The sequence below is a fragment of the Desulfuromonas sp. CSMB_57 genome (assembly GCF_020194955.2).
In the GTDB taxonomy this organism is placed as follows: domain Bacteria; phylum Desulfobacterota; class Desulfuromonadia; order Desulfuromonadales; family Syntrophotaleaceae; genus JAFCIY02.
This window is the reverse complement of sequence record NZ_JAFCIY020000045.1, coordinates 15,212-41,677: the sequence shown is the minus strand read 5'-3', so window position 1 is coordinate 41,677 and position 26,466 is coordinate 15,212. Positions and strand designations below refer to the sequence as shown.

General features: G+C 62.2%; 24 protein-coding genes. 11 read left to right on the top strand and 13 right to left on the bottom strand.

Features of this window, described 5'->3' with window-relative positions; translation table 11 throughout:
* Positions 1-155 precede the first annotated feature (155 nt).
* Entirely contained in the window at positions 156-2,159 is a 2,004-nt protein-coding gene (uvrB, locus tag JQN68_RS12580; protein WP_225072474.1) for an excinuclease ABC subunit UvrB, read from the top strand.
* A 314-nt stretch (positions 2,160-2,473) separates the two neighbouring features.
* Here uvrB and JQN68_RS12575 read toward each other — a convergent pair whose 3' ends face one another.
* From JQN68_RS12575 to JQN68_RS12555, 5 genes are all read right to left on the bottom strand, one after another.
* On the bottom strand, positions 2,474-2,677 hold the full coding sequence (locus JQN68_RS12575; protein WP_225072473.1) for a hypothetical protein: 204 nt from the start codon (positions 2,675-2,677) through the stop codon (positions 2,474-2,476).
* 165 nt (positions 2,678-2,842) lie between these two features.
* A complete protein-coding gene (locus JQN68_RS12570) occupies positions 2,843-3,637 on the bottom strand; it encodes an ABC transporter permease (RefSeq protein WP_249621224.1) in 795 nt (264 codons plus the stop codon).
* The gene (locus tag JQN68_RS12565; RefSeq protein WP_225072471.1) at positions 3,634-4,572 is read right to left on the bottom strand and encodes an ABC transporter ATP-binding protein; all 939 of its coding nucleotides are present in this window, start codon (positions 4,570-4,572) and stop codon (positions 3,634-3,636) included. Before JQN68_RS12565 ends, JQN68_RS12570 begins: the two co-directional genes overlap by 4 nt.
* Before the next feature lie 54 nt (positions 4,573-4,626).
* On the bottom strand, positions 4,627-5,364 hold the full coding sequence (tatC, locus tag JQN68_RS12560; protein ID WP_225072470.1) for a twin-arginine translocase subunit TatC: 738 nt from the start codon (positions 5,362-5,364) through the stop codon (positions 4,627-4,629).
* Positions 5,357-5,611 carry a twin-arginine translocase TatA/TatE family subunit gene (locus JQN68_RS12555; protein ID WP_225072469.1) on the bottom strand — a complete coding sequence of 85 codons (255 nt, stop codon included), beginning with the start codon at positions 5,609-5,611 and terminating at the stop codon, positions 5,357-5,359. Before JQN68_RS12555 ends, tatC begins: the two co-directional genes overlap by 8 nt.
* A 168-nt stretch (positions 5,612-5,779) precedes the next feature.
* Between JQN68_RS12555 and nadA the strand changes: the two genes are divergently transcribed.
* The 3 genes from nadA to JQN68_RS12540 all read left to right on the top strand — a co-directional run bounded on the left by nadA (position 5,780) and on the right by JQN68_RS12540 (position 11,299).
* On the top strand, positions 5,780-6,694 hold the full coding sequence (gene nadA, locus JQN68_RS12550; RefSeq protein ID WP_249621223.1) for a quinolinate synthase NadA: 915 nt from the start codon (positions 5,780-5,782) through the stop codon (positions 6,692-6,694).
* Between the two features lie 35 nt (positions 6,695-6,729).
* A complete protein-coding gene (gene mfd, locus JQN68_RS12545) occupies positions 6,730-10,236 on the top strand; it encodes a transcription-repair coupling factor (RefSeq protein ID WP_249621222.1) in 3,507 nt (1,168 codons plus the stop codon).
* A 106-nt stretch (positions 10,237-10,342) separates the two neighbouring features.
* Positions 10,343-11,299 carry a SurA N-terminal domain-containing protein gene (locus tag JQN68_RS12540; protein WP_225072466.1) on the top strand — a complete coding sequence of 319 codons (957 nt, stop codon included), beginning with the start codon at positions 10,343-10,345 and terminating at the stop codon, positions 11,297-11,299.
* 31 nt (positions 11,300-11,330) lie between these two features.
* Here the strand turns inward: JQN68_RS12540 and JQN68_RS12535 are convergent, their stop codons facing one another.
* Together JQN68_RS12535 and JQN68_RS12530 are read right to left on the bottom strand one after the other, a co-directional pair.
* Positions 11,331-12,005 (bottom strand): response regulator, encoded by a 675-nt coding sequence (locus JQN68_RS12535; RefSeq protein ID WP_225072465.1) that lies wholly within the window; start codon positions 12,003-12,005, stop codon positions 11,331-11,333.
* Positions 12,006-12,045: 40 nt separating this feature from the next.
* Positions 12,046-13,494 carry an ATP-binding protein gene (locus JQN68_RS12530; protein WP_225072464.1) on the bottom strand — a complete coding sequence of 483 codons (1,449 nt, stop codon included), beginning with the start codon at positions 13,492-13,494 and terminating at the stop codon, positions 12,046-12,048.
* Positions 13,495-13,767: 273 nt separating this feature from the next.
* On the opposite strand from JQN68_RS12530, the gene JQN68_RS12525 reads away from it, so the two are divergent.
* From JQN68_RS12525 to JQN68_RS12515, 3 genes are all read left to right on the top strand, one after another.
* The gene (locus tag JQN68_RS12525; RefSeq protein ID WP_225072463.1) at positions 13,768-14,313 is read left to right on the top strand and encodes a Spy/CpxP family protein refolding chaperone; all 546 of its coding nucleotides are present in this window, start codon (positions 13,768-13,770) and stop codon (positions 14,311-14,313) included.
* Between the two features lie 474 nt (positions 14,314-14,787).
* Positions 14,788-16,071 (top strand): DEAD/DEAH box helicase, encoded by a 1,284-nt coding sequence (locus JQN68_RS12520; RefSeq protein WP_225072462.1) that lies wholly within the window; start codon positions 14,788-14,790, stop codon positions 16,069-16,071.
* A gap of 219 nt (positions 16,072-16,290) precedes the next feature.
* Positions 16,291-16,788: an Hsp20/alpha crystallin family protein gene (locus JQN68_RS12515; protein ID WP_225072461.1), complete on the top strand. Its 498-nt coding sequence runs from the start codon at positions 16,291-16,293 to the stop codon at positions 16,786-16,788.
* 47 nt (positions 16,789-16,835) lie between these two features.
* Here the strand turns inward: JQN68_RS12515 and JQN68_RS12510 are convergent, their stop codons facing one another.
* The 3 genes from JQN68_RS12510 to JQN68_RS12500 form a co-directional block, all read right to left on the bottom strand.
* Positions 16,836-17,597 carry a TIGR01458 family HAD-type hydrolase gene (locus JQN68_RS12510; protein WP_225072460.1) on the bottom strand — a complete coding sequence of 254 codons (762 nt, stop codon included), beginning with the start codon at positions 17,595-17,597 and terminating at the stop codon, positions 16,836-16,838.
* Positions 17,598-17,670: 73 nt separating this feature from the next.
* The gene (locus JQN68_RS12505) at positions 17,671-18,621 is read right to left on the bottom strand and encodes a hypothetical protein (RefSeq protein WP_225072459.1); all 951 of its coding nucleotides are present in this window, start codon (positions 18,619-18,621) and stop codon (positions 17,671-17,673) included.
* Between the two features lie 124 nt (positions 18,622-18,745).
* Positions 18,746-19,228 carry a DUF2059 domain-containing protein gene (locus JQN68_RS12500; RefSeq protein ID WP_225072458.1) on the bottom strand — a complete coding sequence of 161 codons (483 nt, stop codon included), beginning with the start codon at positions 19,226-19,228 and terminating at the stop codon, positions 18,746-18,748.
* 217 nt (positions 19,229-19,445) lie between these two features.
* Here JQN68_RS12500 and JQN68_RS12495 point away from each other — a divergent pair, with 217 nt between their 5' ends.
* Positions 19,446-20,111: an epoxyqueuosine reductase QueH gene (locus JQN68_RS12495; protein ID WP_225072457.1), complete on the top strand. Its 666-nt coding sequence runs from the start codon at positions 19,446-19,448 to the stop codon at positions 20,109-20,111.
* 33 nt (positions 20,112-20,144) lie between these two features.
* On the opposite strand, the gene JQN68_RS12490 is transcribed toward JQN68_RS12495, so the two are convergent.
* From JQN68_RS12490 to JQN68_RS12480, 3 genes are read right to left on the bottom strand one after another with little or no spacing between them, the layout of a single operon-like run.
* Entirely contained in the window at positions 20,145-20,921 is a 777-nt protein-coding gene (locus tag JQN68_RS12490) for an acyl-CoA dehydratase activase (RefSeq protein WP_225072456.1), read from the bottom strand.
* The gene (locus JQN68_RS12485) at positions 20,918-21,901 is read right to left on the bottom strand and encodes a 2-hydroxyacyl-CoA dehydratase family protein (RefSeq protein WP_225072455.1); all 984 of its coding nucleotides are present in this window, start codon (positions 21,899-21,901) and stop codon (positions 20,918-20,920) included. The genes JQN68_RS12490 and JQN68_RS12485 overlap by 4 nt, the downstream gene beginning before the upstream one ends.
* Positions 21,902-21,918: 17 nt before the next feature.
* On the bottom strand, positions 21,919-22,251 hold the full coding sequence (locus tag JQN68_RS12480; protein ID WP_225072454.1) for a hypothetical protein: 333 nt from the start codon (positions 22,249-22,251) through the stop codon (positions 21,919-21,921).
* 306 nt (positions 22,252-22,557) lie between these two features.
* Here JQN68_RS12480 and murI point away from each other — a divergent pair, with 306 nt between their 5' ends.
* The 3 genes from murI to JQN68_RS12465 are packed head-to-tail and all read left to right on the top strand — an operon-like array spanning position 22,558 to position 26,421.
* Complete coding sequence (gene murI / locus JQN68_RS12475; RefSeq protein ID WP_225072453.1) at positions 22,558-23,355, top strand: glutamate racemase; 798 nt, start codon at positions 22,558-22,560, stop codon at positions 23,353-23,355.
* 46 nt (positions 23,356-23,401) lie between these two features.
* Positions 23,402-24,004, top strand: a complete 603-nt coding sequence (locus JQN68_RS12470; protein ID WP_225072452.1) for a GerMN domain-containing protein — start codon at positions 23,402-23,404, stop codon at positions 24,002-24,004.
* A gap of 2 nt (positions 24,005-24,006) precedes the next feature.
* Positions 24,007-26,421: a homocysteine S-methyltransferase family protein gene (locus JQN68_RS12465; protein WP_225072451.1), complete on the top strand. Its 2,415-nt coding sequence runs from the start codon at positions 24,007-24,009 to the stop codon at positions 26,419-26,421.
* Positions 26,422-26,466: the final 45 nt, after the last annotated feature.

The window sequence follows — 26,466 nt, the reverse complement described above, 5'->3', positions numbered from 1 at the left end:
GACTGGCACCCGGATGGCAACCATCAAGTCCCTTGCATGGGTTCATGCGGCCCTCGGACTGGGGCGAGCCTCTGCTCCACGATGCTGAATGGTTACGAGTATCCTTAGGGTCACCGGTCTTGTTTCTGACGGGCATTTCGGGATAAGGTGGCTGCATGGCCCGATTCGTACTCAAATCCACTTATCAGCCTCAGGGGGATCAACCGCAGGCCATTGCCGAACTGGTGGACGGCTTGGGGCGGGGGGATTCCCATCAGGTACTGCTGGGCGTGACCGGTTCCGGCAAAACCTTCACCATGGCCAACGTGGTGGCACAGGTGCAGCGGCCAACCTTGGTACTGGCTCACAACAAGACCCTGGCTGCGCAGTTGTATGGTGAATTCAAGGAACTGTTTCCCGACAACGCCGTCGAATACTTTGTATCCTATTACGATTACTATCAACCGGAAGCCTACGTGCCGAGTACGGATACCTTCATCGAGAAGGATTCGGCCATCAATGAGGAAATCGACAAGCTGCGTCACAGCGCCACCCGCAGCCTGTTGTGCCGCCGCGATGTGCTCATCGTGGCATCCGTTTCATGCATCTACGGTCTCGGTTCGCCCGAAGCCTATTACGGCATGCTCATATCCCTGGAAACCGGGATGGAACTGGGACGCAACGACCTGTTGCGGCGCCTGGTGGAAATCCAGTACACCCGCAACGATGTGGATTTCCATCGCGGCACATTTCGGGTGCGCGGCGATACGGTGGAGATCTTCCCGGCCTACGAGGAGAAACGGGCTTTGCGGATTGAATTTTTCGGCGACGAGATCGAAGCCATCAAGGAGATCGATCCCCTGCGCGGTCAGGTACTGGATAGTCTGCCGCGCACCGCCGTCTTCCCCGCCAGTCACTACGTGGCCACGCGGCCGACCCTGGATCGGGCCATCCGTGAAATCCAGGACGAACTGCGCGAACGCATCACCTGGTTCCGCGGGCAGAACATGCTGCTGGAAGCCCAACGCATCGAACAACGCACTCTGTTCGACATCGAGATGATCGAGGAGATGGGTTATTGCCAGGGCATCGAGAATTATTCGCGCTTTTTGGACGGCCGGGCGCCGGGCACCCCACCCGCGACTCTGTTCGATTATTTCCCCGACGATGCCCTGCTGTTCATCGACGAGTCCCATGTCACCGTATCGCAACTGGGGGCCATGTATCGCGGCGATCGGTCCCGCAAGGAAACCCTGGTGCGTTACGGCTTTCGGCTGCCTTCGGCTCTGGACAACCGACCCCTGACCTTCGAGGAATTTCAAGCCAAGGGGATCCAGACAGTCTATGTATCGGCCACGCCGGCCGAGTATGAGCTGACCCAGGCCGGCGGCGTGGTGGTGGAACAAATCGTCCGGCCCACCGGCCTGCTCGATCCGCCCATCGAGGTGCGCCCGGCCCGGGTTCAGGTCGACGATCTCATCGATGAAATTCGTCGTGCGGTGGCTGCGGAGGAACGGGTGCTGGTCACCACCTTGACCAAGCGCATGGCCGAGGAACTCACCAACTACCTGGCGGAGATCGGCATTCGGGTGCGTTATCTGCATTCGGATATCGACACGGTGCAGCGCATGCAGATTATTCGCGATTTGCGCCAGGGTCTGTTCGATGTGCTGGTCGGCATCAACCTGTTGCGCGAGGGGCTGGATATTCCGGAGGTGGCCCTGGTCGCCATTTTGGATGCCGACAAGGAGGGCTTTCTCCGCTCTGAGCGTTCTCTGATCCAGACCTGCGGTCGGGCGGCGCGCAACGTGGCCGGCCGTGTCATCATGTATGCCGACCAGATCACCCGCTCCATGCGCGCCTGCATCGATGAAACGGAACGCCGCCGGACGGCACAGCTGGAGTTCAACGCGACCCATGGCATCACCCCCCAATCGGTTAAAAAGTCCCTGCGTTCCATCCTCGAGGATCTGTCCCAGCACGATTATGTCCAACTGCCGCAGGTTGCCGAAGAACTGACCGCCTACGGCGATGCCAATGCCCTGCGTCGGGACATCGAGGCCGTTCGACAGGAGATGTTGCGCGCTGCCGCCGGACTGGAGTTCGAGCGGGCCGCCCAATTGCGCGATCGCATGTTGGAGTTGGAAAAACAGGAACTGCTCTGGCGGGAAGGGGATTGAGGCCGGATGGAAAGGTGGAGGCCGGGGCTCAAAAACAGCTCATCAGGGGCGAACATGCCAGGCGAGCCCAGACATGGTTGACCAGCAGGCAAAAGGCGACCACCATGGCGATGATGAGCAGTGCGACAAAGGGCGTGCGATCCATGCCGGACTCCCGGAATGCGGGCCGGACTCCCCGAGGAGCAAAAAAGAGGCGACAGCGACGGCTATCAGAGTAGACGACGCTCATTTTCCGCTCTCGAGAATGGAAATGCAAGAGAATTTTTTAATTTTTAATGAAAAATGATACTTTTGCAGCAAGAGGCCCGTCGCCCTCAGGGCAGGGTTGCCAGATCTTCGGCGGCAATAAGCGTTTCCATAAGTTGGTTGATGGCGTAGAAGGTGCCGAGAAAGGTCTGGCCACCTTCGCTGTAGGGTTCATCGTCAATCATGAGCATATAGCTGCCCTCGTCGATATCGCGGACGATGACGTAGGTGTGGGCGGCGGTCATGCGACTGTAAACGGCCATCAGATCCATGCGTCCCTCCTATGTATCCGTTGGTCAATTCCTCCCCCGGCGGGTGTCGCGTCCGGGGCCGGACGCGGTGCTGCCATGCCGGCAGCTATCCCCAGTATACATAGCGGTGGCAAAAGAGCGAGGTGCGGACCGGATAACCCCCCTGGCCCTGGCAGACAGGGTTGGTCAGGTACGCAGTTTGTAGCCGCGACCGATGAGCAATGCCGCCCAACCGAACAGGGTCAGGGCCAGCAGGCTGGTAACGGCAAAGGCTTGCAGCAGGGGCACATCCCCGACGCCGAGAATGGCCTGGCGAAAGCCGTCGATGAGATACAGCAGCGGATTGAAACGGGACAAGCGGGCCCACAGGGGCGGCAGAATGGAGACGGGATAGAAGACTCCGCCCAGGTAGATGAGGGGCAGGATCAGGAAGTTGTTGAACATGGAAAGGGCATCCATGGTGTTGGCATGGATGGCGGCAATCAGGCCGAATTGGGCGAACAGGAAACTGGCCATGGCCGCCATCAGCAGGGCGGCGAGGGGATGGCTCCAAGGCAGGTCGACGAACAGGGTGGAAATGCCCCAGACGGCGGACCCGACCAGCAAGCCGCGCAGCATGGCCGCCAGGGTATAGGCCAGGATGAACTGCCAGCCGGTGATGGGTGTGACCAACAGATCGACGAAGTTGCCGAGATAACGGGAAATGAACACCGACGACGAGGTGTTGGCGAAACTGTTGCTGATGACTCCCATGAGCACCAGGCCGGGCACTACGAACTGGGCATAACTGAACCCTTCAACCACTGAAAGGCGCTCGCCGAGGGTGGCGCCGAACACGAACAGATACAATGAGGCGGTGACAATGGGCGCCAACAGCGTTTGAAAGGAAACCCGCAGGAATCGCAGGACCTCCTTTTTCAACAGAGTGATGAAGGGCAGCCAGGGTACGAAGCTTGGCGGTTGGCGCAATGGCGCGATCATTGACGGCCTCCGGGGTCGGACCGCTGCTGAGAGCCGGTCAAGGTGATGAAGACCTCCTCCAGTCCCGGCCGCGGCATTTCCAGATCGCGAACCGGCAGGCCCAGGCCGCACAATTTGGGTAACAGGGCGCCGATGCCGCCCTCCTTGGGCAGTTCAAGGCACAGGGTTTGGCCGTTTTCCCGCAGAGTCGCTCCAAAATCGGTCAATTCCGCGGGCGGCTTGGACAGGGGCGTTGCCAGATGCACGATCACCTGGCGTTGTTGGATGCGGGCCAGCAACTGTTTGGTCCGATCCAGGGCCACCAGGTCGCCCCGGTTCATGATGGCGATACGGTCGCACATCTGCTCGGCTTCTTCCAGGTAGTGGGTCGTCAGCAGGATGGTGGTTCCTTCCCGGTTGATTTCCCGGACGAACTGCCAGAGGGCGCGGCGCAATTCGACGTCGACACCGGCCGTCGGTTCGTCCAGGATCAGGAGCCGCGGTTTGTGGATCAGGGCCTTGGCGACCATGAAGCGCCGTTTCATGCCGCCGGAAAGCTTGTTCATGGGTTTGTGCAGATGCGGTCCCAGGCCAAGTCTTTCAATGAGCAATTGGCGCCAGATTTCGTCGCGCGGCACGCCGTAGAAGCCGGCGTGGATCTTCAGCGCCCGGTCGATGGTGAAAAAGTTGTCGGTGACGATTTCCTGGTGCATGACGCCGGTGATGCGCCGCGTGGTGCGGTAGTCATGGCGGTTGTCGTGCCCGAAGATTTTGACCGTGCCGTGGTCGATGCGGCAGACGCCGCTGATCATGTTGATGGTGGTACTTTTGCCCGCGCCGTTGGGTCCCAACAGCCCGAAAATCTCCCCCGGGGCGATGGTCAGGGACAGATCCCGCACCGCCACCGTAGTCCCGAAACGCTTTTGCAGATGTTGGATTTCCAGGGCAGGTGTCATTTTCTCAACATTCCAACCATGAACCCCTTCTGGTTTGTCTCGGGTTGTCCCAGTTCACAGCGGCGAGGTTTGGTCCTGCGGGCGGACCAGAAACCGTGCCACCAGGATGCCGATCTCGTAAAGCACCATGAAAGGAATGGCCAGGGCGGTCTGGGAAACGATGTCGGGCGGCGACAGCACGCCGCCAACGATGAATGCCGCCAACAGGGCATAGCGGCGCCGGGCGGCGAGCCAGCGATGGTCGATTATCCCCATCCGGGCGAGAAAATATACCACGATGGGCAGTTCGAAGACCAGGCCGAAAGCGGTCAGCAATTGGCAGGACAGGGACAGGTAGGAAGCCATGGAGAGCATCGGTTGGATTTCCCCGGTCACGGTTCCGTAACCGATGAGGAAACGGAAAATCTGGGGGAAAACATAGCCGAAGCCGAACCACACGCCGAGGCCGAAACAGCAGCAACTGGCCAGGACGAAAGGCAGGGCATGCCGGCGCTCCCGTCCTTCCAAGGCCGGTACCACGAAGGCCCAGGCCTGCCACAGGATCACCGGCAGTGCCAGAATCGCGCCGCCCAGGGCCGCGACTTTGAGATAGGTGACGAAGGGCTCGGTGGCGTGTATGAACACCAGTTCACGATGACGGGGCAGGGCCGCCAGCAGCGGTGCCGCCAGCATGTGAAACAGGGGCCGGGCGAAGGCATAGCAGACGGCGAAACCGGACAGCCAGGTGCACGCGCAGACCAGGAGGCGTCTTCGCAGTTCCTCGAGGTGGCCGGTGAGGGACAGGTCAGCCATCGCAGGACGGCAAATCGTCACCTTTGCGGTTCTCGCCCTGGTCCTGGTCGCAGTTCGGTAGGGTCCGGTCCGATGCGGCGGGCGGCACCTCCGTGGTTGCATCGTCGTGGATTTCCCGGGTGGCGCGTTTGAACTCGGCCAGGCCCTTGCCTAAAGCCCGGGCCAGTTCCGGGAGACGCCGGGGGCCCAGCACAATCAGCGCCAGGGCCAGGATCAGCAGCAGTTCCGTGGGGCCAAGATTAAACATGGTAACACCTTGTGGTAATGGATAAATTTGTCATAGCGGTCAACCATAGCGGGAATCGGCGCCTCTGTCAAGCCCGGGGAGCGGGATAACGGTTTGACAAATAAGGCCTTTTGCACTATCATCTCGGCCACTTATAACAGCGTTTATCCTCCGGAGGAAGACCTGATCATGAACCAGCAACAGCTCAAACAGCAAATTCGCCAGTTGGCAGAGGAGCGCAACGCCCTGCTCATGGCCCATTTCTACCAGCGCGACGAGATCCAGGAAATCGCCCATGTGGCCGGAGACTCCCTGGCCATGGCCATGGAAGCGGCGCGCACCGAACGGCAGGTGATCGTGCTGTGCGGGGTGCACTTCATGGCGGAAAGCGCGGCCATTCTCGCTCCGGAAAAAACCGTTCTGCTGCCGCGGCCCGATGCCGGTTGCCCCATGGCCGACATGGTGACGGCGGACCAGTTGCGCGCCATGAAAGCCCGGCTTCCCGGGCGGCCGGTGGTCAGCTATGTCAACACCAGCGCCGCCGTCAAGGCCGAGAGCGACATCTGCTGTACCAGCGCCAATGCGGTGCGAGTGGTCAACTCCCTGGCCGAGGACGAAGTCATTCTGGTTCCGGATCGCAACCTGGGGCGCTATATCGCCGCCCATACGGATAAAAAATGCCATTTTTGGGAAGGTTATTGCCCCTTTCACGACCAGTTGCCGGAAGAGGACGTACTGGCGGCCAAGGAGGCCCACCCTGACGCCCTGTTTCTGGCTCACCCCGAGTGTCGTCCGCAAATCCTGCGAATGGCCGACCATGTCGCGTCGACCAGCGGTATGATCGACTTTGTGCGCAACAGTCCGGTGCGAAAGTTTATTCTCGGCACGGAAATGGGGATCCTTTACCGCCTGCGCAAGGAAAATCCGGACAAGGAATTCATTCTGCCCAACTCCCTGCTGCGTTGCCCGACCATGAAGGACATTACCCTGGAAGATGTCCTGCGGAGCCTGGAAACCCTGGCTCCGCGCATCGTGGTGCCCGAGGATGTTGCCCGTCGGGCGCGGGTGGCCTTGGACCGCATGCTGGCGGTACCGCGTGACTGAACTGCCAAATTCTCGATGAGCGGGGGCACCCAGGTGTGCCCCCACTTTTTTTGCCCATGACCACTGCGCCATCCACATCCGAACTGTATCCTCTCAGCAGCGATTTTGCCGCCGCCGTCACTCCGCTGCCACGGGCCGAAGTCCATGGTCTGACGGGCAGTTGCGGTGCTTTTCTGGCGGCACGGCTGCTTGGCGCCGGTCCCGGTCCCCTCATCGTGCTGGCCCCGGATCAGAAACAGGCCGATCGGTTTGCCGCCGACCTGGCTTTTTTCGCCGGCCCCGGCGCGGCCATCCACCTGCTGCCCCATTGGGAGTTGCGTCCCTATGAAGCCCTGCTGCCGCATCCCGAAGTTGAGGCCACCCGGCTGGCGACTCTGGCTGCCGCCGCGACCGGCCAGGTTGACGCCGTGGTGCTTACGGTCGGCGCCGCGCTGCAGCGGGTCATGCCACGCCGGGTACTGGCCGAACACCTGCAGGTTCTGCAGAGCGGCGAGGAATATGACCGCGATGCCTTGCTGCGGCAACTGGTGGAGATGGGATACCATGCCGTGCCCCTGGTGGAGGATCCGGGCACCTTCGCCGTTCGTGGCGATCTCCTCGATCTGTTTCCTCCCAGCCAACCGCAGCCCTTGCGCCTGGATTTTTTCGGCGACCTGCTGGAACGCATCCGGCCCTTCGATGCCGCCACCCAGCGCTCGGCCGAGACCGCCCTGGCGCAATTGCCATTGCTGCCGGCCCGCGAAATGCTGCTGTCCGGCGCAACCCTGGAAACTTTCGCTCACGGCCTGAAAGAGCGGGCCGACCAACTCGGTCTGCCCCGTGCCCAGCGCGATGCCATTCTCGAAGAGGCCCGGGACGGCTTGCTGGCTCCCGGGCACTGCTTTCTGATGCCCCTCTGCTACGGGGCCCTGGACAGTATTTTCGACTATGTGCCCGAGGGGCGTTGGCTGTTCCTCGATCCGCCCGCCATCGAGCAGGAGATGGATCGTCTGGAAGGGGAAGTGGTCACCGGCGAGGGTCGCATGGCCGACCGTGGCGAGCTCTACCTGCCGGGTGCGGCCCTTTACCTTTCCGCCCGGGAGTTCGAGGCGCAGCTGGCGTGCCGGCCGCGTATCGATGTGCTCTCCCTGCGCCTCTACCATCTCTCCGAGCGTCCGGTGCTGGTTTTTCGCAGCGAAGCCAATGCCGACCTGCGTGCCGATAAACATCCGGCCGAAGGCGGCCCGGCAGCCCGTCTGGCCGCGGCGTTCCGGGCCTGGCAGCAGGAAGGCTGGCGTTTGCTATTGGTTTGTCATCAGCCGGGACAGGCAGCCCGTCTCCAGGATTTGTTCCTGGGCCGCGGTCTGAACCTGCCCGTCGAGCCGGCGGCCCGTCTTGCCTCCCTGGCCCCGGGCCAGGCGGTCATTGCCTTGGGCGATCTGTCGGCGGGATTCCGGTTGCCCGAGGAGCGTCTGGCGGTCATTACCGAAGAGGAGATCTTCGGTCCTCGCGCCCGTCGACGCAGCGCCACCGCCGAGGCCCGGGCGCGAGCGCGGCTTTCCTCCCTGGCAGAACTGCGGGATGGCGACCTGGTGGTGCATACGGATCACGGCATCGGCCGCTTTCAGGGTCTGCTGCATCTGGAACTGCAGGGCGTCGAAGGGGATTTTCTGCACCTGGAATATGCCGGGGGAGACCGGCTGTACCTGCCGGTGGACCGCATCGAAAAGGTGCAGAAGTATGTCGGCGCCGAAGGCCAGACGCCGCGCCTCGATCGCATGGGCGGCGGGGCCTGGGAAAAAGCCAAGCTGCGTGCCAGGGCGGCGGTGGAGGAACTGGCCCGCGATCTGCTGCAGATCTACGCGCGGCGGCAGATGCACGAAGGCTTTGTCTATTCGCCGCCCGACGCACTGTTCCGGGAATTCGAGGCCGCCTTCCCTTACGAGGAGACCCCCGACCAGCTCGCGGCCATCAACGAGGTGTTGGCGGACATGCAGTCGCCGCAAGCCATGGACCGCCTGATCTGCGGCGATGTCGGTTACGGCAAGACCGAGGTGGCCATCCGCGCCGCGCTGAAGGCGGTGCTGGACGGCAAGCAGGTGGCGGTTCTGGTGCCCACCACCCTGCTGGCCCGGCAGCACTGTCAAACCTTCCGCGAGCGTTTCAGCAATCTCCCCGTTACCGTGGAAATGCTGTCGCGCCTGGTCACCACCGGCGAGCAGAAACGGATTCTGCAGCGGGCCGCGGAGGGCAAGGTCGATGTCCTCATCGGTACCCACCGCCTGTTGCAGCGCGATGTGCGGTTTCGCGACCTGGGTCTGCTGATTGTCGACGAAGAGCAGCGGTTCGGCGTGACTCACAAGGAGCGGTTGAAAAAGCTGCGGGCCGAGGTGGATCTGCTGACCCTGACCGCCACACCCATCCCCCGCACCCTGCATATGGGTTTGCTGGGATTGCGCGACCTGTCGGTAATCGATACGCCGCCGGTGGATCGGCAGGCGATCCGGACCTATGTGACGCGCTTCGACGACGACCTGGTGAGGGAGGCGATCCTGCGCGAATTACGGCGCGGCGGCCAGGTTTTTTTCGTCCATAACCGGGTGCAGAACATCGATGCCATGGCCGAATTTCTGCGGCAACTGGTGCCGGAGGCCAAAATCGCCGTCGGTCATGGTCAGATGCCGGAAAAAGACCTCGAACAGGTGATGCTCGATTTTGTCGAAGGGCGCAGCAACGTGCTGGTGTGCAGCACCATCATCGAGAACGGCCTCGACATCCCGCGGGCCAATACCATCATCGTGAATCGCGCCGACTGTTTCGGCCTGTCCCAGCTCTATCAGTTGCGCGGCCGGGTCGGCCGGTCACACCAGCGGGCCTATGCCTATCTGTTGATTCCCGGAGAAGGCACCCTGACCCACGAGGCCCGGGAGCGATTGCGGGTACTGCAGGAACTGACCGAACTCGGCGCCGGTTTCCGCATTGCCAGCCATGACCTGGAACTGCGCGGCGCCGGAGATCTCCTCGGGCCCAAGCAATCGGGACAAATTGCCGCCATCGGTTTCGAGTTGTACACCGAGTTGCTGGAAGAGACCATCGCCGAGCTCAAGGGCCAGGAACGGGAAAATCGCATAGATCCCGAAATCCGCCTCGGCCTGTCGGCTTTCCTGCCCGAAAAATATCTGCCCGATCCCAACCAGCGGCTGGTGTTTTACAAGCAGTTGGCAGCGGCCGACGAGCAGCAGACCCTCGATGATCTGGCCGACGAGTTGGCCGATCGCTTCGGTGCGCTGCCGGAGCCGACCCTGCGGTTGCTGGAGCTCATGTCTTTGCGGGTCCTGATGAAGCAGTTGCGCATCGTCACCGCGGATTTCGACGGCAGCAACCTAATCTTCGCCTTCCGGGAAGATACGCCGGCGGCAGCAGAAAAGATGGTCGCCCTGTTGGCCCAGGATGCCAAAAAATATCATTTTTCTCCCGATTACCGGTTGGCCGTCCGCCTCGGACGACAGCCTGGCGAGACCCTTCTGGCCGAAGCCAAAAAAGCGTTGCACAGCCTATTTTAGCGTGTTACCGTTTCGCCTTCCGGCCGGGAAGGTAACGCTTTTGCCGAACCGGTAGCGGAACCCGGAATCGCATCGGACTATTTCTCCCCTTTTGAGGACGCGCCTTATGAAACGAATTCTGGTCATGGTTGCCGCCCTGGTACTGCTGGGCACTTACCCCTTGTCGGCCGAAACCGTTAGCCGGATTGCCGCCATCGTCAACCAGGAAATCATTACCACCGCTCAGCTGGATCGGGAAATGCGGGAGCTGTTGGCGCAGGCGCCGCCGGATCGAGAGCCTGCCGCCGAACAACTGCCGGCTTTGCGTCGGCAACTGCTGCAGAAGATGATCGAGGACACCCTGATTCAGCAGCGGGTCGCCGCTCTGGGGATTGAGGTGACGGATGAAGAGGTCAGCCAGGCCATCGAAGATGTGCAGCGGCAGAACAACATCGACCGCCCGCAACTCGAGCAGGCTCTGGCCGCTCAGGGACTGAGCTTCCAGGCTTACCGAGAGCAGATGCGCAGCCAGTTGCTGAACTTCAAGTTGGTGAACCGGGAAATCCGGCGCAAAATCGAAGTGACCAACCAGGAATTGCGCGATTACTACCAGGCCCATCAGGATCAATACCGCACCGCACCCTATAAGCGCCTCAGCCGGATTACCTTCAACCTGCCGAGCGATGCCGGGCCCGCCCGCATCGGGGCGGTGCGCGCCAAGGCCGAGGAGGCCCTGCAGCGCCTGCGGAGCGGCGAAACTCCTCAGCAGTTGCTGGAGCGCCTGAACGCTGCCGATCCCAACATCGAGGGCGGCGACATGGGCACCTTTACCCCTGGAACCCTGACCCCGCCTTTCAGCACGGCGGTCGACAATCTGGCTGCCGGCCAGTACTCGGAGGTGATCGAGACCAGTCTCGGCTTTCATATACTGCGAGTCGACGAGCGCAGTGCCGGAGAGATGCGCAGCTTCGACAGTGTCCGGGAGGAAATCCGCAGGCAGTTGATGGAGGCCAAGCGCGAAGAGGCCATCAACGAATGGGCTGAAAGTCTGCAAAAGAATGCCGATATCGAAATTCGGCTGTAACGGATAAAAGTGGAGAGAGCGCGGTTGTTGTTCAGTCGCTCGGTTCGAATTTGTAGCCGACCCCGTAAACGGAACGGATGAGGTCGGTTTCCGGGGCGATGGTCTGGATCTTCTTGCGCAGTTTTTTGATGTGGCTGTCAATGGTGCGATCGCAGACGATGCGCTGGTCGGCGTAAATGCGTTCCATGAGCTGGTCCCGGGAGAAAATCCGCCCGGGATGCGCCGCCAGGTGCTGCAGCAACTTGAATTCCACCGCCGTCAGGGACAGTTCCTGGCCGTTCAGGGTGGCGCCCAGGGTCTCTTCGGCCAGGCACAGGCCGGCGGCCCGCAGGCCTTGGCGGCCGTCGGTGCGGCGCAGCACGGCTTTTACCCGGGCCACCACTTCGCGGGGGCTGTAGGGCTTGCAGATATAGTCGTCGGCGCCCAGCTCCAGGCCGAGCAGGCGATCGATCTCTTCGATGCGGGCCGTGACCATGATGATGGGGACGGTGGAAAAGGAGCGAATCTCCTTGCAGATTTCCATGCCATCCCGACCGGGCAGCATGAGGTCGAGGAGAATCAGTGACGGTTGCCGCTCGCGCACCCAGCCGACCACCTCCCGGCCATCGGTCATGCAGTGGCTGCCGAAACCCGCCTGTGCCAGATAATCGCGCAGCAACCCCGCCAGACGCTCTTCATCCTCCACGATCAAAATCACCTGTTCCATACTATCAACCTCGTCGTTGATTGAACGGACCTCGGTCCGTTCATCCGGTGGATTTTAGCACTGGCAGGTCGACGCTGAGCCACAATCCACCCAAGGGTGAGTGGCGGGGGACGATGCTGCCTTGGTGCGCCTCAACGATGCTCTGACAGAGGGCCAGGCCCAGGCCGGCACCGCCATGGGCCCGACTGCGCGAAGATTCGACTCGATACAGGCGTTCGAACAGGCGGCTCAAATCCATGTCGGCGACACCGGGGGCGGAATCCTGGAAATCAATCACCGCCCGTCCCTCGCCGGTGGTCAGCGTGATGCGCAGGCTGCCGCCGGGATCGGTATAGCGCAAGGAATTCTCGAGCAGATTGGCAAATAGCTGATGCAGGCGTTCGGCATCGGCCTGCACCATGACCGGCTGTGCCGGAAGGTCGCAATCCAGCTGCAGTTGGCGGGCCCCGATTTCGGTTTGAAACGAATCGACTGCCTGCGTCAGAATTCGAGCCAGATCCACCGGCTGTTTGCGGTAATTTAGACCGCCGATGTCCGCCAGGGACAGTTCGTACAGGTCGTTGATCAATCGACCAAGGCGCATGACCTCGCCATGCAGGGTCTCGATGGTTTGCGGCGTCACTTCCCGCACGCCATCCTGGACCGCCTCCAGTTCGCCGCGCAGGACCGCCAGCGGGGTGCGCAGTTCATGGGAGATGTCGGCCACCCAGCGCCGGCGCAACTTTTCGTTGCGGGCCAGGGTGTCGGCCAGGGCATTGAAATCCCGGGCCAGTTGGCCCAATTCGTCGGCACTGGTGACCGGTACCCGGATCTCGTAAGCTCCGGCGGCCAACCCATGGGTTGCGTTGGCCAGAACGGTGATGCGTTGCACCAGGCGCCGGGACAGGGGCAGGGACAGCAGGGCGGCCGCAGCGGCCACCAACAATGCGATAAGGGCGCTGGAGCGGCGCTGTTCCTCGGCGAAGCGCTGCTGGTGGACGTCGATGATGATGCGCGGCGGTGTCACGCCCAGGTACCCGATGGTGCGATGGTTCAGGAGCAAAGGCCGATATTTGAGGGGCGGCGCCTCCGGTCCACCGAACAGCACCTGGCGCTTTTCGTCCAGGAGAACCACCCGCCATTCGAACATCTGCCGCATGCGGCGCGGAAGGCCGGGGGGCGGCCGAAAGTCGCGCGGCGGCCGCTCGGCCAGCCAGCGTTCGAGCTGTTCCCGATGGTGGGGCGGCATCCGCCGGTCGGGGCGCGAAGCCGCCACCAACTGCAGCCAGGTGACGGGATCGTCGCGCAGAAAATCCCAGCTGCCATGCTGGCGGTAGGCGCCTTCCAGGGAGTCCGCCAGCCGTTCCAGGCGTTCCCCTTCCACCGTATCCACGTAGCGCAGCAGGCTGCGGTCAAAGCTGGCCTTCATGATGAAATACATGCTGGCCACGACACTGCAGGTCGCCAGCAGAAAGGCCAGGAACAAGCGGTTTCTGATACTGAGGAACATGGCGGCTCCGAATCATGCGGGTTCAAGAAGGTCCCGCGCCTGTCTATCTAGTACCATATCTTTTCCGCCCGGCGCCACCGTTGGCGCAGCATGCTCGCGGTTTTCCTTATTTCTTCCATTTTTCCTGCATATTCATGGGGTAAAAGAATAACCATGGTTGGCCGTCAGCCTCGAGAGAGGGGCACAACCAACATGTTGCCAGGCGGCTGGAGCTTCGCAAACCGCGCGGCGGGACCGGAATCCGGGACTGCCGCCAGCTAAAGGAGAATCGTCATGAAAAAACGCGTTATCACATCGTTGCTGGTTGGGGCCATGGTATTGGGAGTCGGGTTTTCGGCCAGCGCCCAGCCGTGGCGCAAGGGCGGATCGTGCGAAGGGCCGCGCATGGCCCGCCGAGCCGACCGGCAACCGGGTGCAGGGCGCCATTGGCAGCGCATGGCCGAGGTGCTGGAGTTGACTGAAAAGCAGCAGGCGGATATGGAACAGCTGTTCAAGGCCGGCCGCCAACAGGCCGAGCCCCTGCAAGAGCAACTGCGGACGGTTCGCCAGGAGCTGCGGCAGGCCCAGGCGCCGCAGTCCTTCGATGAAAAGGCTCTGCGTGGCCTGGCGAAAAAGGAAGCCGATATCCGCACCGAGCTGCTCATCAATCGGGCCCGGACCCAAAGCCGTATTCATGCGCTACTGACTCCGGAACAGAAGAAAACCGCAGAGCTGATGCACAGGCTGCACCGCATGCACCGTGCCGAGTGTAAAGGGCGTCCTGGCCGCCGGCCGGGTGGTTGGGGGTTGCAGGCCGAGCCCGCTCCGGTGCCTAAATAGTTGCCGTCCTGCTTCCGGACCTGGCCATGGCGCCAGGTCCGGAAGTATTTCAAGGAGGGAAAATTGCAGTAACGGGACGCGAAATTCTTTTCGCGGATGCGCTACGGTTGCAAAAATAGCTTGTCTTTTCTCCAAAAAACTGTATGATGCCCCATTCAAGCGTCAACGCTCCAGCGGAAACTCCCATTAACAGCCGGTTCTGAGCCGGTTGCCAGCTCCCGCGTTACAGGTCACTGACCCTCCTCTGCATCCAGTCCTCCTGGGAAATTGCTGCAGCATATCCGGTTGGCGACGAAGCGTTCGTGCTATGCGTGTGCCATGGCCGCAGTGCTATGTGGGACAATTGTCTGTCCTGCCGGTCAGCACTCCACTCCAGATTTGCTTCAGCAGCGAGCCGGGTTGTTCCGGTCGCGGGGGAAAGGGCCCCGCGAAGGCGGAAGGCCGGCGTTCGCCCTGCGAGCGCAGGAAACCATCATGACTTTTGCAGAACTCAATCTTTCCGCCCCCATTCTCAAGGCCGTAGCCGATTGCGGCTACGCCGTACCGACTCCCATCCAGGCGCAAGCCATCCCGGAAGCCCTGGCCGGGCGCGATCTCATTGGCAGCGCCGGGACCGGTACCGGCAAAACAGCGGCTTTCGTCATCCCGGCCCTGGAACGCCTGCAGCCGCCGACCCGGGGTCGCAAGGGCGCACCGCGCGTGCTGATTCTGGCTCCGACCCGTGAACTGGCCGGACAGGTGCTCGAAGCGGCCCGCACCTATGGTCGTTACGTGAAACTGCGGACCGCCGTACTGCTGGGCGGCATGCCCTATCGCAGCCAGTTCCAGGCCTTGGCCCAGCCCCTGGATCTGATTGTCGCGACGCCCGGTCGTCTCATCGATCACATGGAGCGGGGCAGTGTCGATCTGTCTGGGCTGGAAGTTCTGGTTCTGGACGAAGCCGATCGCATGCTCGACCTGGGTTTCAAGGACGATATGGAAAAAATCGTCGCCGCGTCGCCGGTCCAGCGTCAGACCATGCTCTTTACCGCGACCATGAACCAGACCATGGCGCAATTGGCCAATAAGTGGCTGCGCGAACCGGTTCGGATCGATGTCCCGTCCACCGCCAAGCAGGGCGCCAGCATCGAGCAGCGCCTGCACGTGGCCGACAACCTGCAGCACAAGCAGCGCCTGCTGGCTCACTTGGCCACGGATCCGGCCCTGCAGCAGGCCATCATCTTTTCCGCCACCAAGCGGGATGCGGATACCTTGGCCCGCGAATTGTCCAGCCAGGGCCATCGGGCCGCCGCTCTGCATGGCGATATGAACCAAGGGGCGCGCAATCGCACCCTGCAGGATCTGCGTCGTGGCCGCATCAAGCTGCTGGTGGCCACCGATGTGGCTGCCCGCGGTATCGATATCAGCGGAATCAGCCATGTCATCAACTTCGATCTGCCCAAATTCGCCGAAGATTACGTCCACCGCATCGGCCGGACCGGCCGCGCCGGAGCCACGGGAATTGCCATCTCCTTTGTGTCCGGATCGGATCTGGGGGCGCTGAAGCGTATTCAGCACTATATCGGCCGGACCCTGCCCCGCCATGAAATTCCGGGGCTGGAACCGACCCGGCCTCTGGCCGCCGATGCCGGCCGGGACAAGCGACGCAGCGGACCTCCGCGCAACCGACCGGCACGTTCCGCCGGGCGACCGGAGGTGAAGGGGGGGGCGGGCAAGGGCCGACGACCCCAGCAAGCCGCCACCAGCCGGATTCGCTGATACCAGATCTGCACCACGGGCCGAAGCGCTGAAAATGCCTTCGGCCCATTTTTTTTGCGGCTCCTTGTCTCGTTTTTGTGAAAGGGTTGAAGGGCGCACGCCGGTTGCTAAGCTTGATAGGCAAAAGCCTTGCGGGCGGCGGCCGGTTGCGGGGTTGATGCCGTTGGCGGCATGGGTCTGCGGCCTTCGCCGCCCTCCATACCAAACCACGGGAGGTTTATGATGGCCAAGAAAGAAAAGAAGCCGGAAGACAAGGATCTGCTGGTTCCGGAACGGGCCGAGGTGGTCTCGCCCTTCGAAGACATGGAGCGCTGGTTCGGGGATTTTTTCAATCGTCCCGTGTTCCCGCCCATGTGGCCGTTCCGCTGGCGCGGCGAGGGGGCAGGGGGCATGTCGCCATCGGTGGATATCTATGAAGAGCCGGATGCGGTGGTGGTCAAGGCGGAGCTGCCGGGCATCGGCAAGGAAGATATCGAGGTGAACATCAGCAACAATGTGGTCACCATCACCGGAGAGAAGAAGGCGGAAGAAAAGGTCGAAAAATCGGATTATTATCGCCTGGAACGCTCCTACGGACGTTTTTCACGTTCCCTGCGGCTCCCGGGTGAGGTCCTGTCGGAGCAGGCCAAGGCCAACTTCAAGGATGGAGTCCTGGAAATCCGGGTGCCGAAAACCGAGGAATCCAAGCAGAAAAAGCGTAAAATCGAAATCGAATGATGGGGCGGGCCGGCATTCGCTGCCGACTTTCCCCGGGCCGTTTTTCGCTATCGACCTGAAAGTAGCAGGTCTGCAGCAGCTGCCAAGTCCTCTACGGTTGACGCCTCCGGCCGGGCGATGCGTTTTTCATCGCCCGGCCGAAATTTTCCGGAACGAACCAGCATGGCCTGCAGGCCCGCAGCCAGAGCTCCGTTGATGTCCATCTCGACATCATCTCCGATCATCACCGCCGCCTCCGGCGGGCAATCCAGGTCAGCCAGCGCGGCCCGGAAAAATTCCGGGGCCGGTTTGCCCAGGACCAAGGCCCGGGTGCCGGCGGCATACTCCAGGGCGGCCAGGAATGGTCCGGCATCGAGCTGCAGGCCGTTTTCACCCTGAAAGTAGCGCCCTTTGCCCGTTGCGAGGAGCGGAGCACCTTGAAGCAGCAGCTGGAACGCACGGTTCAGGCGGGGATAAGTAAAATGTTCCGCGGCAAAACCGACTACCACCGCATTGGGATCACCTGTCTGCAGGCCGGCGAATTCTTCTTCCAGGTCGGGATGCACCAAGAGGAAGGGCCGCAGGTGCAAGTCGGCCAGGTGCCGGACTACCGCCATCGGGGCGGTGAACAGCTCGGTGGGGTTGACGGGCAGATCCAGCCCGTTGAGAATGTCGAGCAACTGCCTACGACTGCGGCTGGAGGTGTTGCTGACGAAGCGCACCTGCAAACCGGCCCGCCGCAGGCGGAGGACGGCTTCCACGGCACCGGGCAGGGCTCGGTGGGCGATGTGCAGGGTGCCGCTGAGATCGATCAGAACCGCTCGAAGCATGAAGCTCCCCAATCCTGCTTGAACAAGTGATGCTATCCCGAACCGTGGGACCCTTCTGGCCGCGGCCGTCGAATTATTCGCATACCCCTTCGTCGGCGAAGGCCGGGCAGCCCGGAGCGGTCGGCAGCCCGGGCCATTGCCAGCTTCCGGGGGCCGGCGTTTGCGGTCGCGGTCGACTTTGGATGGGACCGGGGGCGATGATCTTCGGCACCTCGGCCGAACCCATGCGGGCCAGCATCATCTTGTTGGACCAAAGACCCAGTCGGATGCGCCAGCCCAGCTGCATGGGCGCCTTGTCCGTTTGGTCGGGGGTTGCAGCGGAAAACATTTCCTCCAGGCTGCTGCGGAGGGTATCGGTCTCGCCCGGACGCAGTGTTGCCAGGGCGCGAGCCAGGGGGGCGAGATCGGCGGCGGATTTGGCGACCGGAAAAAGAGCGATGGTGGTCGGCTCGGCCACCTCGAGGAGTTGCTCCACCGCCTCCCGGCAGGCCGGGCAGTTGGGCGAGAAGTATACCTTGATGGCAGCAGTCGGCGAGCCCCACATGGTCCAGGGGCGGAAGGCCACCTCCTTGATGGTGGCCAAACCGACGACCAGGAAAAAGGTCAGCCAAACCAGTCCGGTGCCCAGCAGCCAGGATTTGCGCAGGGACGGCATGCCAAGCAGACCCAACCCGGCAACGGCGCCCATCAGCAGGGCAACGACCATACAGCTGGCACAGGGCCAGAACAGGTACTGGTAGACCAGGAACAGGGTATCCAGAGCCAGGGCAGAGAACAGTGCCAGTGCCAGCAAAGGCTGCAGAAATCTGAGGCTGATCACCGCCAGCAAGGCCAGGAACCCCGCCGCGCCGAGGATATAAAAGGGAATGCCGAACAGACCGTAGCCCTGGTAAATCCGGCAGCCTTGGGTGACACACAGCAGATCGGCGCCAAAGGCGTTGGCCAGGCAAAAGAGACTGCCCAGCAGGCAAAGGCATTGCATGGCCGGCCGGCACCAATGCGGTCCGGCGGTAATCCAGGACATGGTGAGACTCCTCTGTGCAAATTGTTAATTCTTTTTGCGCCGTACTCTAATCCTAAATGGACTATCAGGCAAGGGGCGCGAGGCACAGGGTTACCACTTTGTCGAAAAAAGGTGCGCGGCAAGTTCAGCGGTGCAGGGAGTGAAGAAAATCTTCGGTCATGGCTTCGATTTCCGGCAAAATCGTCGCCAGTTTCTGCTGCGCCAGCAGCATCGATTCCTGCATCAGCAGTGGCTGCTTTTTCAACATGCTCTGGCCCGCCGGCGATTTGCAGAAAGCGATAATCGCTTCCAGTTCTTCGGTGGTGTAAAAACGCGCGAATAGTTGAATGTAGTCGGGTTCCAACTGCTCCCAGCTCAGGGCGGCAAAGATTTTTTGGTTGGCCAGCTGCTGGAATTCCTGCACCCGGGCCCGCTCCGCCTCCGGAATGTGCAGGTCTTCCAGTTGGGCCGCCTGCAGTTGCTGGATCTGGGCAATAATCTGATCCATCATCTGGCGCGTATCGGTGAGTCGCAGCATCTCTCGAGCCAGGTCCTCCCGGCTTGCGGCCAGACTCGGTCCACTGAGAAGCAGCAGCCAGGCGCTGAGGAACAGGAGCAGTTTTTTCATGATGGGTTCTCCTTGGGAAGAAGGTTGGGTTGCAGGTCGGGCCGCATGGCGGAGCACAGGCCCAGCAACAGTTTAACCGTGGAAAAATAGATAAGCAAACCGGTAATATCCACCACCGGCGGCAAGGTGGGGAAAAGAATCTTTGCCCCTCCTTGCCGCCCAGGCTATACTACGGCAGTTATGATTTTTCCCAAGACCCCGCTTTTTCGGAGCTGAGATGAACCGGTCACCCCATAAAGGTTCGGCTGCGCTGCAGGGGCGTCCCGACAGAGCCCTTCCCGCAGCCCTGCTGCTGCATGTCTGCTGCGCGCCCTGTGCCGGCGGGATTCTCCAAGACCTGCTCAAGGCCGCGGTGGTGGTGACGCTTTGGTTCGACAACAGCAATATTCATCCGCGCAGCGAATATGCGCGGCGTCTGGAAGAAATGCGCCGTTTCGCCGATCGTTTGGGGGTTCCCCTCCTGTGTGCAGACTACCAGCCGAGCATTTGGCTGGCGGCGATGAAAGGGTTGGAGGACTGCCCGGAGCGGGGTGAACGTTGCGACCTCTGCTTTCGAATGCGATTGGAAAATTCGGCCGGTCTGGCGGCCCGCCTGGGTTTTTCGGCCTTTGCCACCACTCTCGGCATTTCGCGCTGGAAAATCCTGGAACAGGTCAATGCCGCGGGACGGGCCGCCGCCGCAGGGCAACCCGGGGTTTCCTTCCTGCCTGCCAACTGGCGCAAAGGCGGCGGTGCCCAACGCATGGTCGAAGTGGCGCGGCAGGAGGATTTTTATCAGCAGGAATACTGCGGTTGCCGCTTCAGTCTGCGCGACGGCAACGCGTGGCGGCTGGCCCAAGGCAGGCCGCCGATAGCCTGTGATGCGGAGGCTTTGTCGGGCTGATTCGCGACCGGGATCTCGCGGCGACGGCGGGCGTCAGCCGCGTCCGGCGGCGACGGCGCAGCCCAGGGCGCCGTTGTGCTGGGGGTGGGGCGGGACGATGAGTTCGGCGCGGGTGATGTCTCGCAGCAGAATCACAAATGCCGTATTTCGCGCTACGCCGCCGGTCAGCACCAAAGTGTCCTGGGGAAAACGCGCCAGCATCGGCCCGACCCGTTTGATCAGGGTTTGGTTGACCCCGGCGCACAGGCTTTCCAGGGAATGCCCTTCGATGATCTTGCCGATCAGTTCGCTCTCGCCGAAGATGCCGCAGGTGGCGTCCAGGGCAACCGGATGCTGGTGATGCCGGGCCAGTTCCTCCAGGGAGATGTCGAGGACCTGGGCCATGTTTTCCAGGTAGCGGCCGGAAGAAGCGGCGCATTTGTCGTTCATAATGAAATCCATGAGGATGCCGTTTTCCAACCGTGCCACCTTGGTGTCCTGGCCGCCCAGATCAAGCAGGGTGAAGGTCTCCAGGCCGGTCTGGAACCGGGCGCCCTCGATGTGCGCCTGGATTTCCGGGATGACCCGGGCCCCGACCAGATCGATGGTATTGCGGCCGTAGCCGGTCACCACCAGGGGCGTGGTGCACCACTGCTCCGTAGAGAGCAGGCCGAGTTCCTCAAAACGCAGACGCAGTTGGCCGTCCCGGCGGCTGGCATAGCGCTTGTAGAAGGGGATGGTGTCAAAGGCGTGCAGCCACAACAGGCGCTCGCCGTCCAGGGCGGCCAGTTTGACCTGGCGACTGCCGAGATCGATGCCGATGCCGGTCATCGCCGCCGCCCTTTCAGCAACTCCACGAAACCCTCCAGCCGGATGCGGGTCCGCGCATCCAGGGGCCCGGGACGATCCCCCTCCAGAGTCAGTATGGGCAGGGGGGCCAGCCGTTGCCGGACGATCAGATCTTCAATCTGGCGGAAGCAGAAGGACTGGACATAATGGATCACGCCATCGATGCGACGGCGGGCAATTTCTTCCTCGATGTCCGCCAGCCGGGTAAAGATGTCGTAGGGGTAGGTGTAACGCCGGTACTGATCGATCAGGGACTCGGCGGCATAGGGCATGGAGAACTGGCGCTGGGTTTCATTGAAAACCACCCGTGCTCCGAGACTTTCCAGGGTAGCATAAAGGTCGGTGAATATGGGTGGCACGCCGATGTAGGCCAGGCGCAAACCTGCCTTCAGGGGCGGCCGTCGGCGCGCCTCGTCCAGAAAGACCGCGGCTTGTCCCGCAAAGGTTTCTGGATCGCCGTTCAGGTCTGATGTGCTGACCTGCCAGAGGTGATTTTCCTGGCCGGTGACCAAATCCTCCTGCCAGGTCAGGCGATCGATTTCATGGACCAGTCGACGCACCCGGTTCAGTTCGCGCCAGGCGCGATTCGTCTGCTCAGGGCTGACGCCGAAATGATCGGCCAGCTTGGCGATTTCGTGAGCCAGGGTGGCCGAGGAGCGGTCATAGGGGTAGGCGAACGGGATGGTGGTGACGCCCTGCAGTTGCAGTACCTCCATCAGGGCCTTGGTATTGGAACAGTCGCCTTCCGTGACGGCGACGATTTCCTCGATGCCGGCGCGGCGGGCGACGCTGTACAGGCCCTTGATCCAGCCGCAGCAATTGCGCGGAAAACCAGCCAGTTCCGCCTCGTCGAGGAGACTCTGGCAGGCAGGATCGCTGATGAAGAGGTTGTTCAGATCAACGGGGCGCCGTCCGGCGGCGATGATGATTTCCAGGGGAACGGTAGTGGTGAATCCAACCATAAAACGTTTTCAGGCTTTCAGTCGTGTTTGATAAAAAGAAAATAGATCATGACGAAAATCAGCACCAGGCCGCCGGCTACAAAAACCAGCACCGGTTCACTGCCGACCCGATCGATGGCCGGGTTCTTCTGCAGGGAGTAGTCGACCAGGCAGGCAAAGGCCAGGGCCGCCAGAACCGTCAGCACCAGGGCCTGGCGGCGCAGGCTCAGGGCCACGATGGTGAACAGGGCCAGGCCGGCCAGGAACCAACGGTTGTAGAGCAGATCGCCCAGGTTGATTTCCTGCAGCAGGGCGACGATACGCTCGGTGCGGAACGGTTCGAGATATTCCCGGACAGCATTCATATCCATGGGCGGTCGTCCTTTTCCTTGGCAGGGTGGCGAAAAAGCCCATCCATGGGTTGGTAGAGGGGTTTTTCCAGCCCTTGAGATGGCCCTGGCGAAGGGTGCCGTAAACGAGTTTTCAATCATAGCAGATTCTCATTCTGAAACAAAGGGGCAAAATGGTGATGGTTCTTGACTTGCCGGACATTTTGCCCCTAGTATTACCAATTTAATTCCGCTTCCATGGCTGAATTGGAGGCGCAAGGCCCTTCGCCACGACTGCTGAATGGTTTTTCGAGGGGACACAAACCTGGAACACGGACGGGGTGTACGTTGTCGGAACGCAGTATCGGGGTTTTTGATTCAGGGGTCGGTGGTCTGACCGTTCTCAAACAGATTTTGCAGTTGCTGCCCGGCGAACAATTGCTGTACCTGGGAGATACGGCCCGGGTGCCCTACGGCAGCAAAAGCCCCGCTACGGTGCGGCGCTATGCCCTGGAAGCGGCAGCATTTCTGGTTCATCACCAGGTCAAGATGCTGGTCGTGGCGTGCAATACCGCCTCTTCTGTGGCCCTTGACGAACTGGCCGAGCGGTTTCGCCTGCCGGTCATCGGCGTCATCGAGCCCGGCGCCCGCCGCGCGGTGAGTCTCACTCGCAACGGACGGATCGGTGTTATTGGTACCGAGGGGACCATCAAGAGCCAAGCTTATACCCGGGCCATCCAGTCCCTGGATCCATGTGTCGAGGTCTTCGCCGCCGCCTGTCCCCTGTTTGTTCCCCTGGTCGAAGAGGGCTGGCTCGAACATCAGGTTACCCGCCTGACCGCCCGCGAATATCTGCAACCGCTGCTGAACCGCAATATCGATACTCTGGTGCTGGGTTGCACCCATTACCCTTTGTTGAAGGGGGTGTTGCAGGAGGTTCTCGGCGAGCAGGTGCAGCTAATCGATTCTGCTGAAGCAACCGCCTTGACGGTGGCTGAATGCCTGCGGGCCGAAAACCGGTTGCGGGTGGTCGAACCGTCTCGCGCCCGGTTTTTTGTTACCGACGTGCCGGAGCGTTTTCAACGGGTCGGCGGAGCCTTTCTCGGCACCGCCCTGAATGAGGTCGAGCAGGTGGTTCTGGACTGACGATGACGGCCCGATGCGGGGCCCTCACGGTAAGGAGCCTGAAGCGATGAATAAAATCCATCCCATGCGGTTGGCCGTGGTGGCCGGGTTGCTGCTGTTGGTGCTGCTGCTGGCCCTGCTTGCCCGGCACCTCTGGCTGAGCTACCGGGCGGCACGGCCGGTGGCACCTCAGGAGCAAGCGGTGCCGGTGCGCCGCGAAGCCGTGCTATATTTTGCCCATCCGGAAGGAACCGGCCTGATCGCCGAGGCGCGGGACCTGCCCCAATGCACGGAACTGGAAGTCTGTCTGACGCAGTTGGTGGAAGCCCTGATCGCGGGACCGCGCGGCAATCTGGTGCCCCTGTTTCCGCCCCGGACCGTGGTGCGCTCCGTCCAGGTGGCGGAAGGGATTGCCACGGTCGATTTCAGCCGGGAGCTGGCTGCGGATCATCCCGGCGGCAGCATGACGGAACTGCTCACCGTCTATGCCTTGGCGGATACCCTGGCCGTCAACTACCCTCATGTCCGCCAGGTGCGCATCATGCTGGAAGGTCAACCGGTGGAAACCCTCAAAGGCCATATCGATCTGCGCAACCCGGTTGCGGCCGATTTTCGCTATACGCAGTCGCCGGAGAGTCTCGCCCCGGCGAACTCACAGGAGTTGAACTGAGGATGGCTGATTTTACCGCTACCATTCGCGACCGGGTGCTGATACTCGATGGCGCCATGGGCACCATGCTCCAGGAGCGCGGCCTGTCCCCCGGCGGTTGTCCGGAAGAAATGAACCTGACGGCTCCCGAGGTGGTGGAGGCCGTGCATCGGGAATATGCCGAGGCGGGCGCCGATATCATCGTCACCAACAGTTTTGGCGGCAGTCGTCTTAAACTGGACCATTACGGACTGGCGAATCGGGTTTACGAGATCAATGCCCGATCCGTGGAGCTGGCCCGGCGGGCGGCGGGCGCCGGGCGCTTTGTGGCCGCCTCCATGGGGCCCACCGGGTGTTTTCTGCGGCCGGTGGGGGATGCGGATTTCGATGCAATGGTGGCGGTGTTCGGCGAACAGGTCAAAGCCTTTGCCGCGGCCGGCGCCGACCTCGTCACCCTGGAAACCTTTTTGGATATTGCCGAACTGCGGGCCGCGGTCATTGCCTGCCGGGAATTTTCCAGTCTGCCGATCATGGCCCTGATGACCTTCGAGGACCAGGGCCGCAGCGTTCTCGGGACGCCGCCGGAAGCGGCTGCCGTGACCCTGGAAGCCCTGGGCGTCACGGTAGTCGGCTCCAACTGCGGCCTAGGGGTCGACGGCATCTGCCAGGTGCTGGAACGGATGCGCGGCGTCACCTCCCTGCCCCTCATCGCCCAGCCCAACGCCGGTCTGCCGCAGTTGATCGACGGGCAAACCGTGTTTTCGGCCACCCCGGAGGAGATGATCGGCTACCATGACCGCCTGCTGGCCCTGGGCGTCCGGGTTATCGGCGGCTGTTGCGGCACCACCCCGGCCCATATCCGCGCCATGCGCGAGGCCCTGGCCGGCCGCGATCTGCGCTGGACGCCGCCACCGCGGCGCAGCCTTCTGTCCAGTCGCACCGCCGTCACCGAGATTGGCGGCACGGCGCCCTGCGCCATTATCGGTGAACGCATCAATCCGACGGGCAAGAAACTCTATGCCGCGGAACTGCGCGAAGGCAAAACCGCCTATATTCGGCGCGCGGCCCAGGATCAGGTGGCGGCCGGAGCGACTCTGCTGGATCTCAATTGCGGAGCGCCCGGCGTCGACGAACCGGCCGCCCTGGAGCGTGCGGTGCTGGCGGCCGTAGGTGTCACAGGCACGCCCCTGGTGCTCGATTCCTCGGATCCGGCGGCCCTGGAACGGGCCCTCAAGGTGGCCGACGGCAAGGTGCTGATCAACTCCGTTTCGGGCGAGGAGAAGAGCCTGCAGGCGATTCTGCCCCTGGCCCGCAAATACGGCGCTGCGGTCATCGGCCTGGCCCTGGACGGCGGCGGGATTCCCGAGGCGGCCGAGGACCGATTGGCCGTGGCACGGCGCATCCTGGATGCCGCCTGCCATGCCGGTTTGGCCCGGGAAGACGTCGTCATCGACTGCCTGACCCTGACCGTATCCGCCGAGCAGCGGCGAGCCATGGAAACCATCCGCACCCTGCGCCTGGTGCGCGAAGAATTGGGTCTGCCGACGGTGCTCGGGGTCAGCAACATCTCCTTCGGCCTGCCCAGTCGTTCGGTGTTGTCCGCGACCTTCTTCGCCATGGCCCTGGAAGCCGGGCTGAGCGCCGCCATCATCAATCCCCAGGAAGAGCGCATGATGGATGCCTTCCGGGCCGGCATGGTGCTGCTGGGTCGGGATCTGCGCGCGGAGCAATACATCAGCGCCTATGCCGGGCAGGTCCAGGCGCCGACGGCTCCGGTGGCGGCCGGTACCGAGGCCGGTATCCGCGAGCGGTTGAGCGCCGCCGTGATCGAAGGCGACAAGGATGGCATAGCGGGGTTGGTGGAGCAGGCTCTGGCCGAAGGCCTGGACGCGGGGGCCATCAGCAACGAGGGTCTGCTGCCGGGCCTGGAGGAGGTCGGCCGGCGGTTCGCAGAAAACCGCATTTTCCTGCCCCAGGTCATGCAGTCGGCGGAAACCATGCAGACCGCTTTCGGACGACTGAAACTGGAGCTCAAGGGGGCCGGGGTAGTCAGCCTCGGCCGCATTCTCATGGCGACCGTCGAGGGCGACATTCACGACATCGGCAAGAATATCGTCTGCACCCTCCTCGAGAACCACGGTTTCGAGGTCATCGACCTGGGCAAGAACGTGCCGGCCGATCGCATTGTCGAGCAGGCTCGGGCTCTGCAGGTCGATGCCGTCGGTCTGTCGGCCCTTATGACCACCACCATCCAGCAGATGGAAGTGACCATCGAGCGTTTACGGGCGGCCGGGGTCAAGGTTTTCACCATGGTCGGTGGCGCGGTGGTGACCCAGGAGTACGCCGACAGTATCGGCGCCGATCTTTATGCCGCGGATGCTCTGGAAGCTGTCGCCAAGGCCAAGGTCCTGCTGGCTCCGGGTCGGGAGCACACCTGATGGGGACAGAGGCCCAGGCGCCGGGGCGTGTGAGGAACGTAACCA

Bases quoted from the DNA above. Each gene is read 5' to 3' on its own strand.
- JQN68_RS12540 (WP_225072466.1), top strand. From the start codon at position 10,343: ATGAAACGAATTCTGGTCATGGTTGCCGCCCTGGTACTGCTGGGCACT.
- JQN68_RS12495 (WP_225072457.1), top strand. From the start codon at position 19,446: ATGAACCGGTCACCCCATAAAGGTTCGGCTGCGCTGCAGGGGCGTCCC.
- JQN68_RS12470 (WP_225072452.1), top strand. From the start codon at position 23,402: ATGAATAAAATCCATCCCATGCGGTTGGCCGTGGTGGCCGGGTTGCTG.
- JQN68_RS12485 (WP_225072455.1), bottom strand. From the start codon at position 21,901: ATGGTTGGATTCACCACTACCGTTCCCCTGGAAATCATCATCGCCGCC.
- JQN68_RS12555 (WP_225072469.1), bottom strand. From the start codon at position 5,611: ATGTTTAATCTTGGCCCCACGGAACTGCTGCTGATCCTGGCCCTGGCG.
- JQN68_RS12480 (WP_225072454.1), bottom strand. From the start codon at position 22,251: ATGGATATGAATGCTGTCCGGGAATATCTCGAACCGTTCCGCACCGAG.
- JQN68_RS12565 (WP_225072471.1), bottom strand. From the start codon at position 4,572: ATGACACCTGCCCTGGAAATCCAACATCTGCAAAAGCGTTTCGGGACT.
- JQN68_RS12570 (WP_249621224.1), bottom strand. From the start codon at position 3,637: ATGATCGCGCCATTGCGCCAACCGCCAAGCTTCGTACCCTGGCTGCCC.
- JQN68_RS12520 (WP_225072462.1), top strand. From the start codon at position 14,788: ATGACTTTTGCAGAACTCAATCTTTCCGCCCCCATTCTCAAGGCCGTA.
- JQN68_RS12505 (WP_225072459.1), bottom strand. From the start codon at position 18,621: ATGTCCTGGATTACCGCCGGACCGCATTGGTGCCGGCCGGCCATGCAA.
- JQN68_RS12490 (WP_225072456.1), bottom strand. From the start codon at position 20,921: ATGACCGGCATCGGCATCGATCTCGGCAGTCGCCAGGTCAAACTGGCC.
- JQN68_RS12575 (WP_225072473.1), bottom strand. From the start codon at position 2,677: ATGGATCTGATGGCCGTTTACAGTCGCATGACCGCCGCCCACACCTAC.
- JQN68_RS12525 (WP_225072463.1), top strand. From the start codon at position 13,768: ATGAAAAAACGCGTTATCACATCGTTGCTGGTTGGGGCCATGGTATTG.
- JQN68_RS12500 (WP_225072458.1), bottom strand. From the start codon at position 19,228: ATGAAAAAACTGCTCCTGTTCCTCAGCGCCTGGCTGCTGCTTCTCAGT.
- JQN68_RS12530 (WP_225072464.1), bottom strand. From the start codon at position 13,494: ATGTTCCTCAGTATCAGAAACCGCTTGTTCCTGGCCTTTCTGCTGGCG.
- JQN68_RS12535 (WP_225072465.1), bottom strand. From the start codon at position 12,005: ATGGAACAGGTGATTTTGATCGTGGAGGATGAAGAGCGTCTGGCGGGG.
- JQN68_RS12465 (WP_225072451.1), top strand. From the start codon at position 24,007: ATGGCTGATTTTACCGCTACCATTCGCGACCGGGTGCTGATACTCGAT.
- uvrB (WP_225072474.1), top strand. From the start codon at position 156: ATGGCCCGATTCGTACTCAAATCCACTTATCAGCCTCAGGGGGATCAA.
- nadA (WP_249621223.1), top strand. From the start codon at position 5,780: ATGAACCAGCAACAGCTCAAACAGCAAATTCGCCAGTTGGCAGAGGAG.
- JQN68_RS12515 (WP_225072461.1), top strand. From the start codon at position 16,291: ATGATGGCCAAGAAAGAAAAGAAGCCGGAAGACAAGGATCTGCTGGTT.
- tatC (WP_225072470.1), bottom strand. From the start codon at position 5,364: ATGGCTGACCTGTCCCTCACCGGCCACCTCGAGGAACTGCGAAGACGC.
- JQN68_RS12510 (WP_225072460.1), bottom strand. From the start codon at position 17,597: ATGCTTCGAGCGGTTCTGATCGATCTCAGCGGCACCCTGCACATCGCC.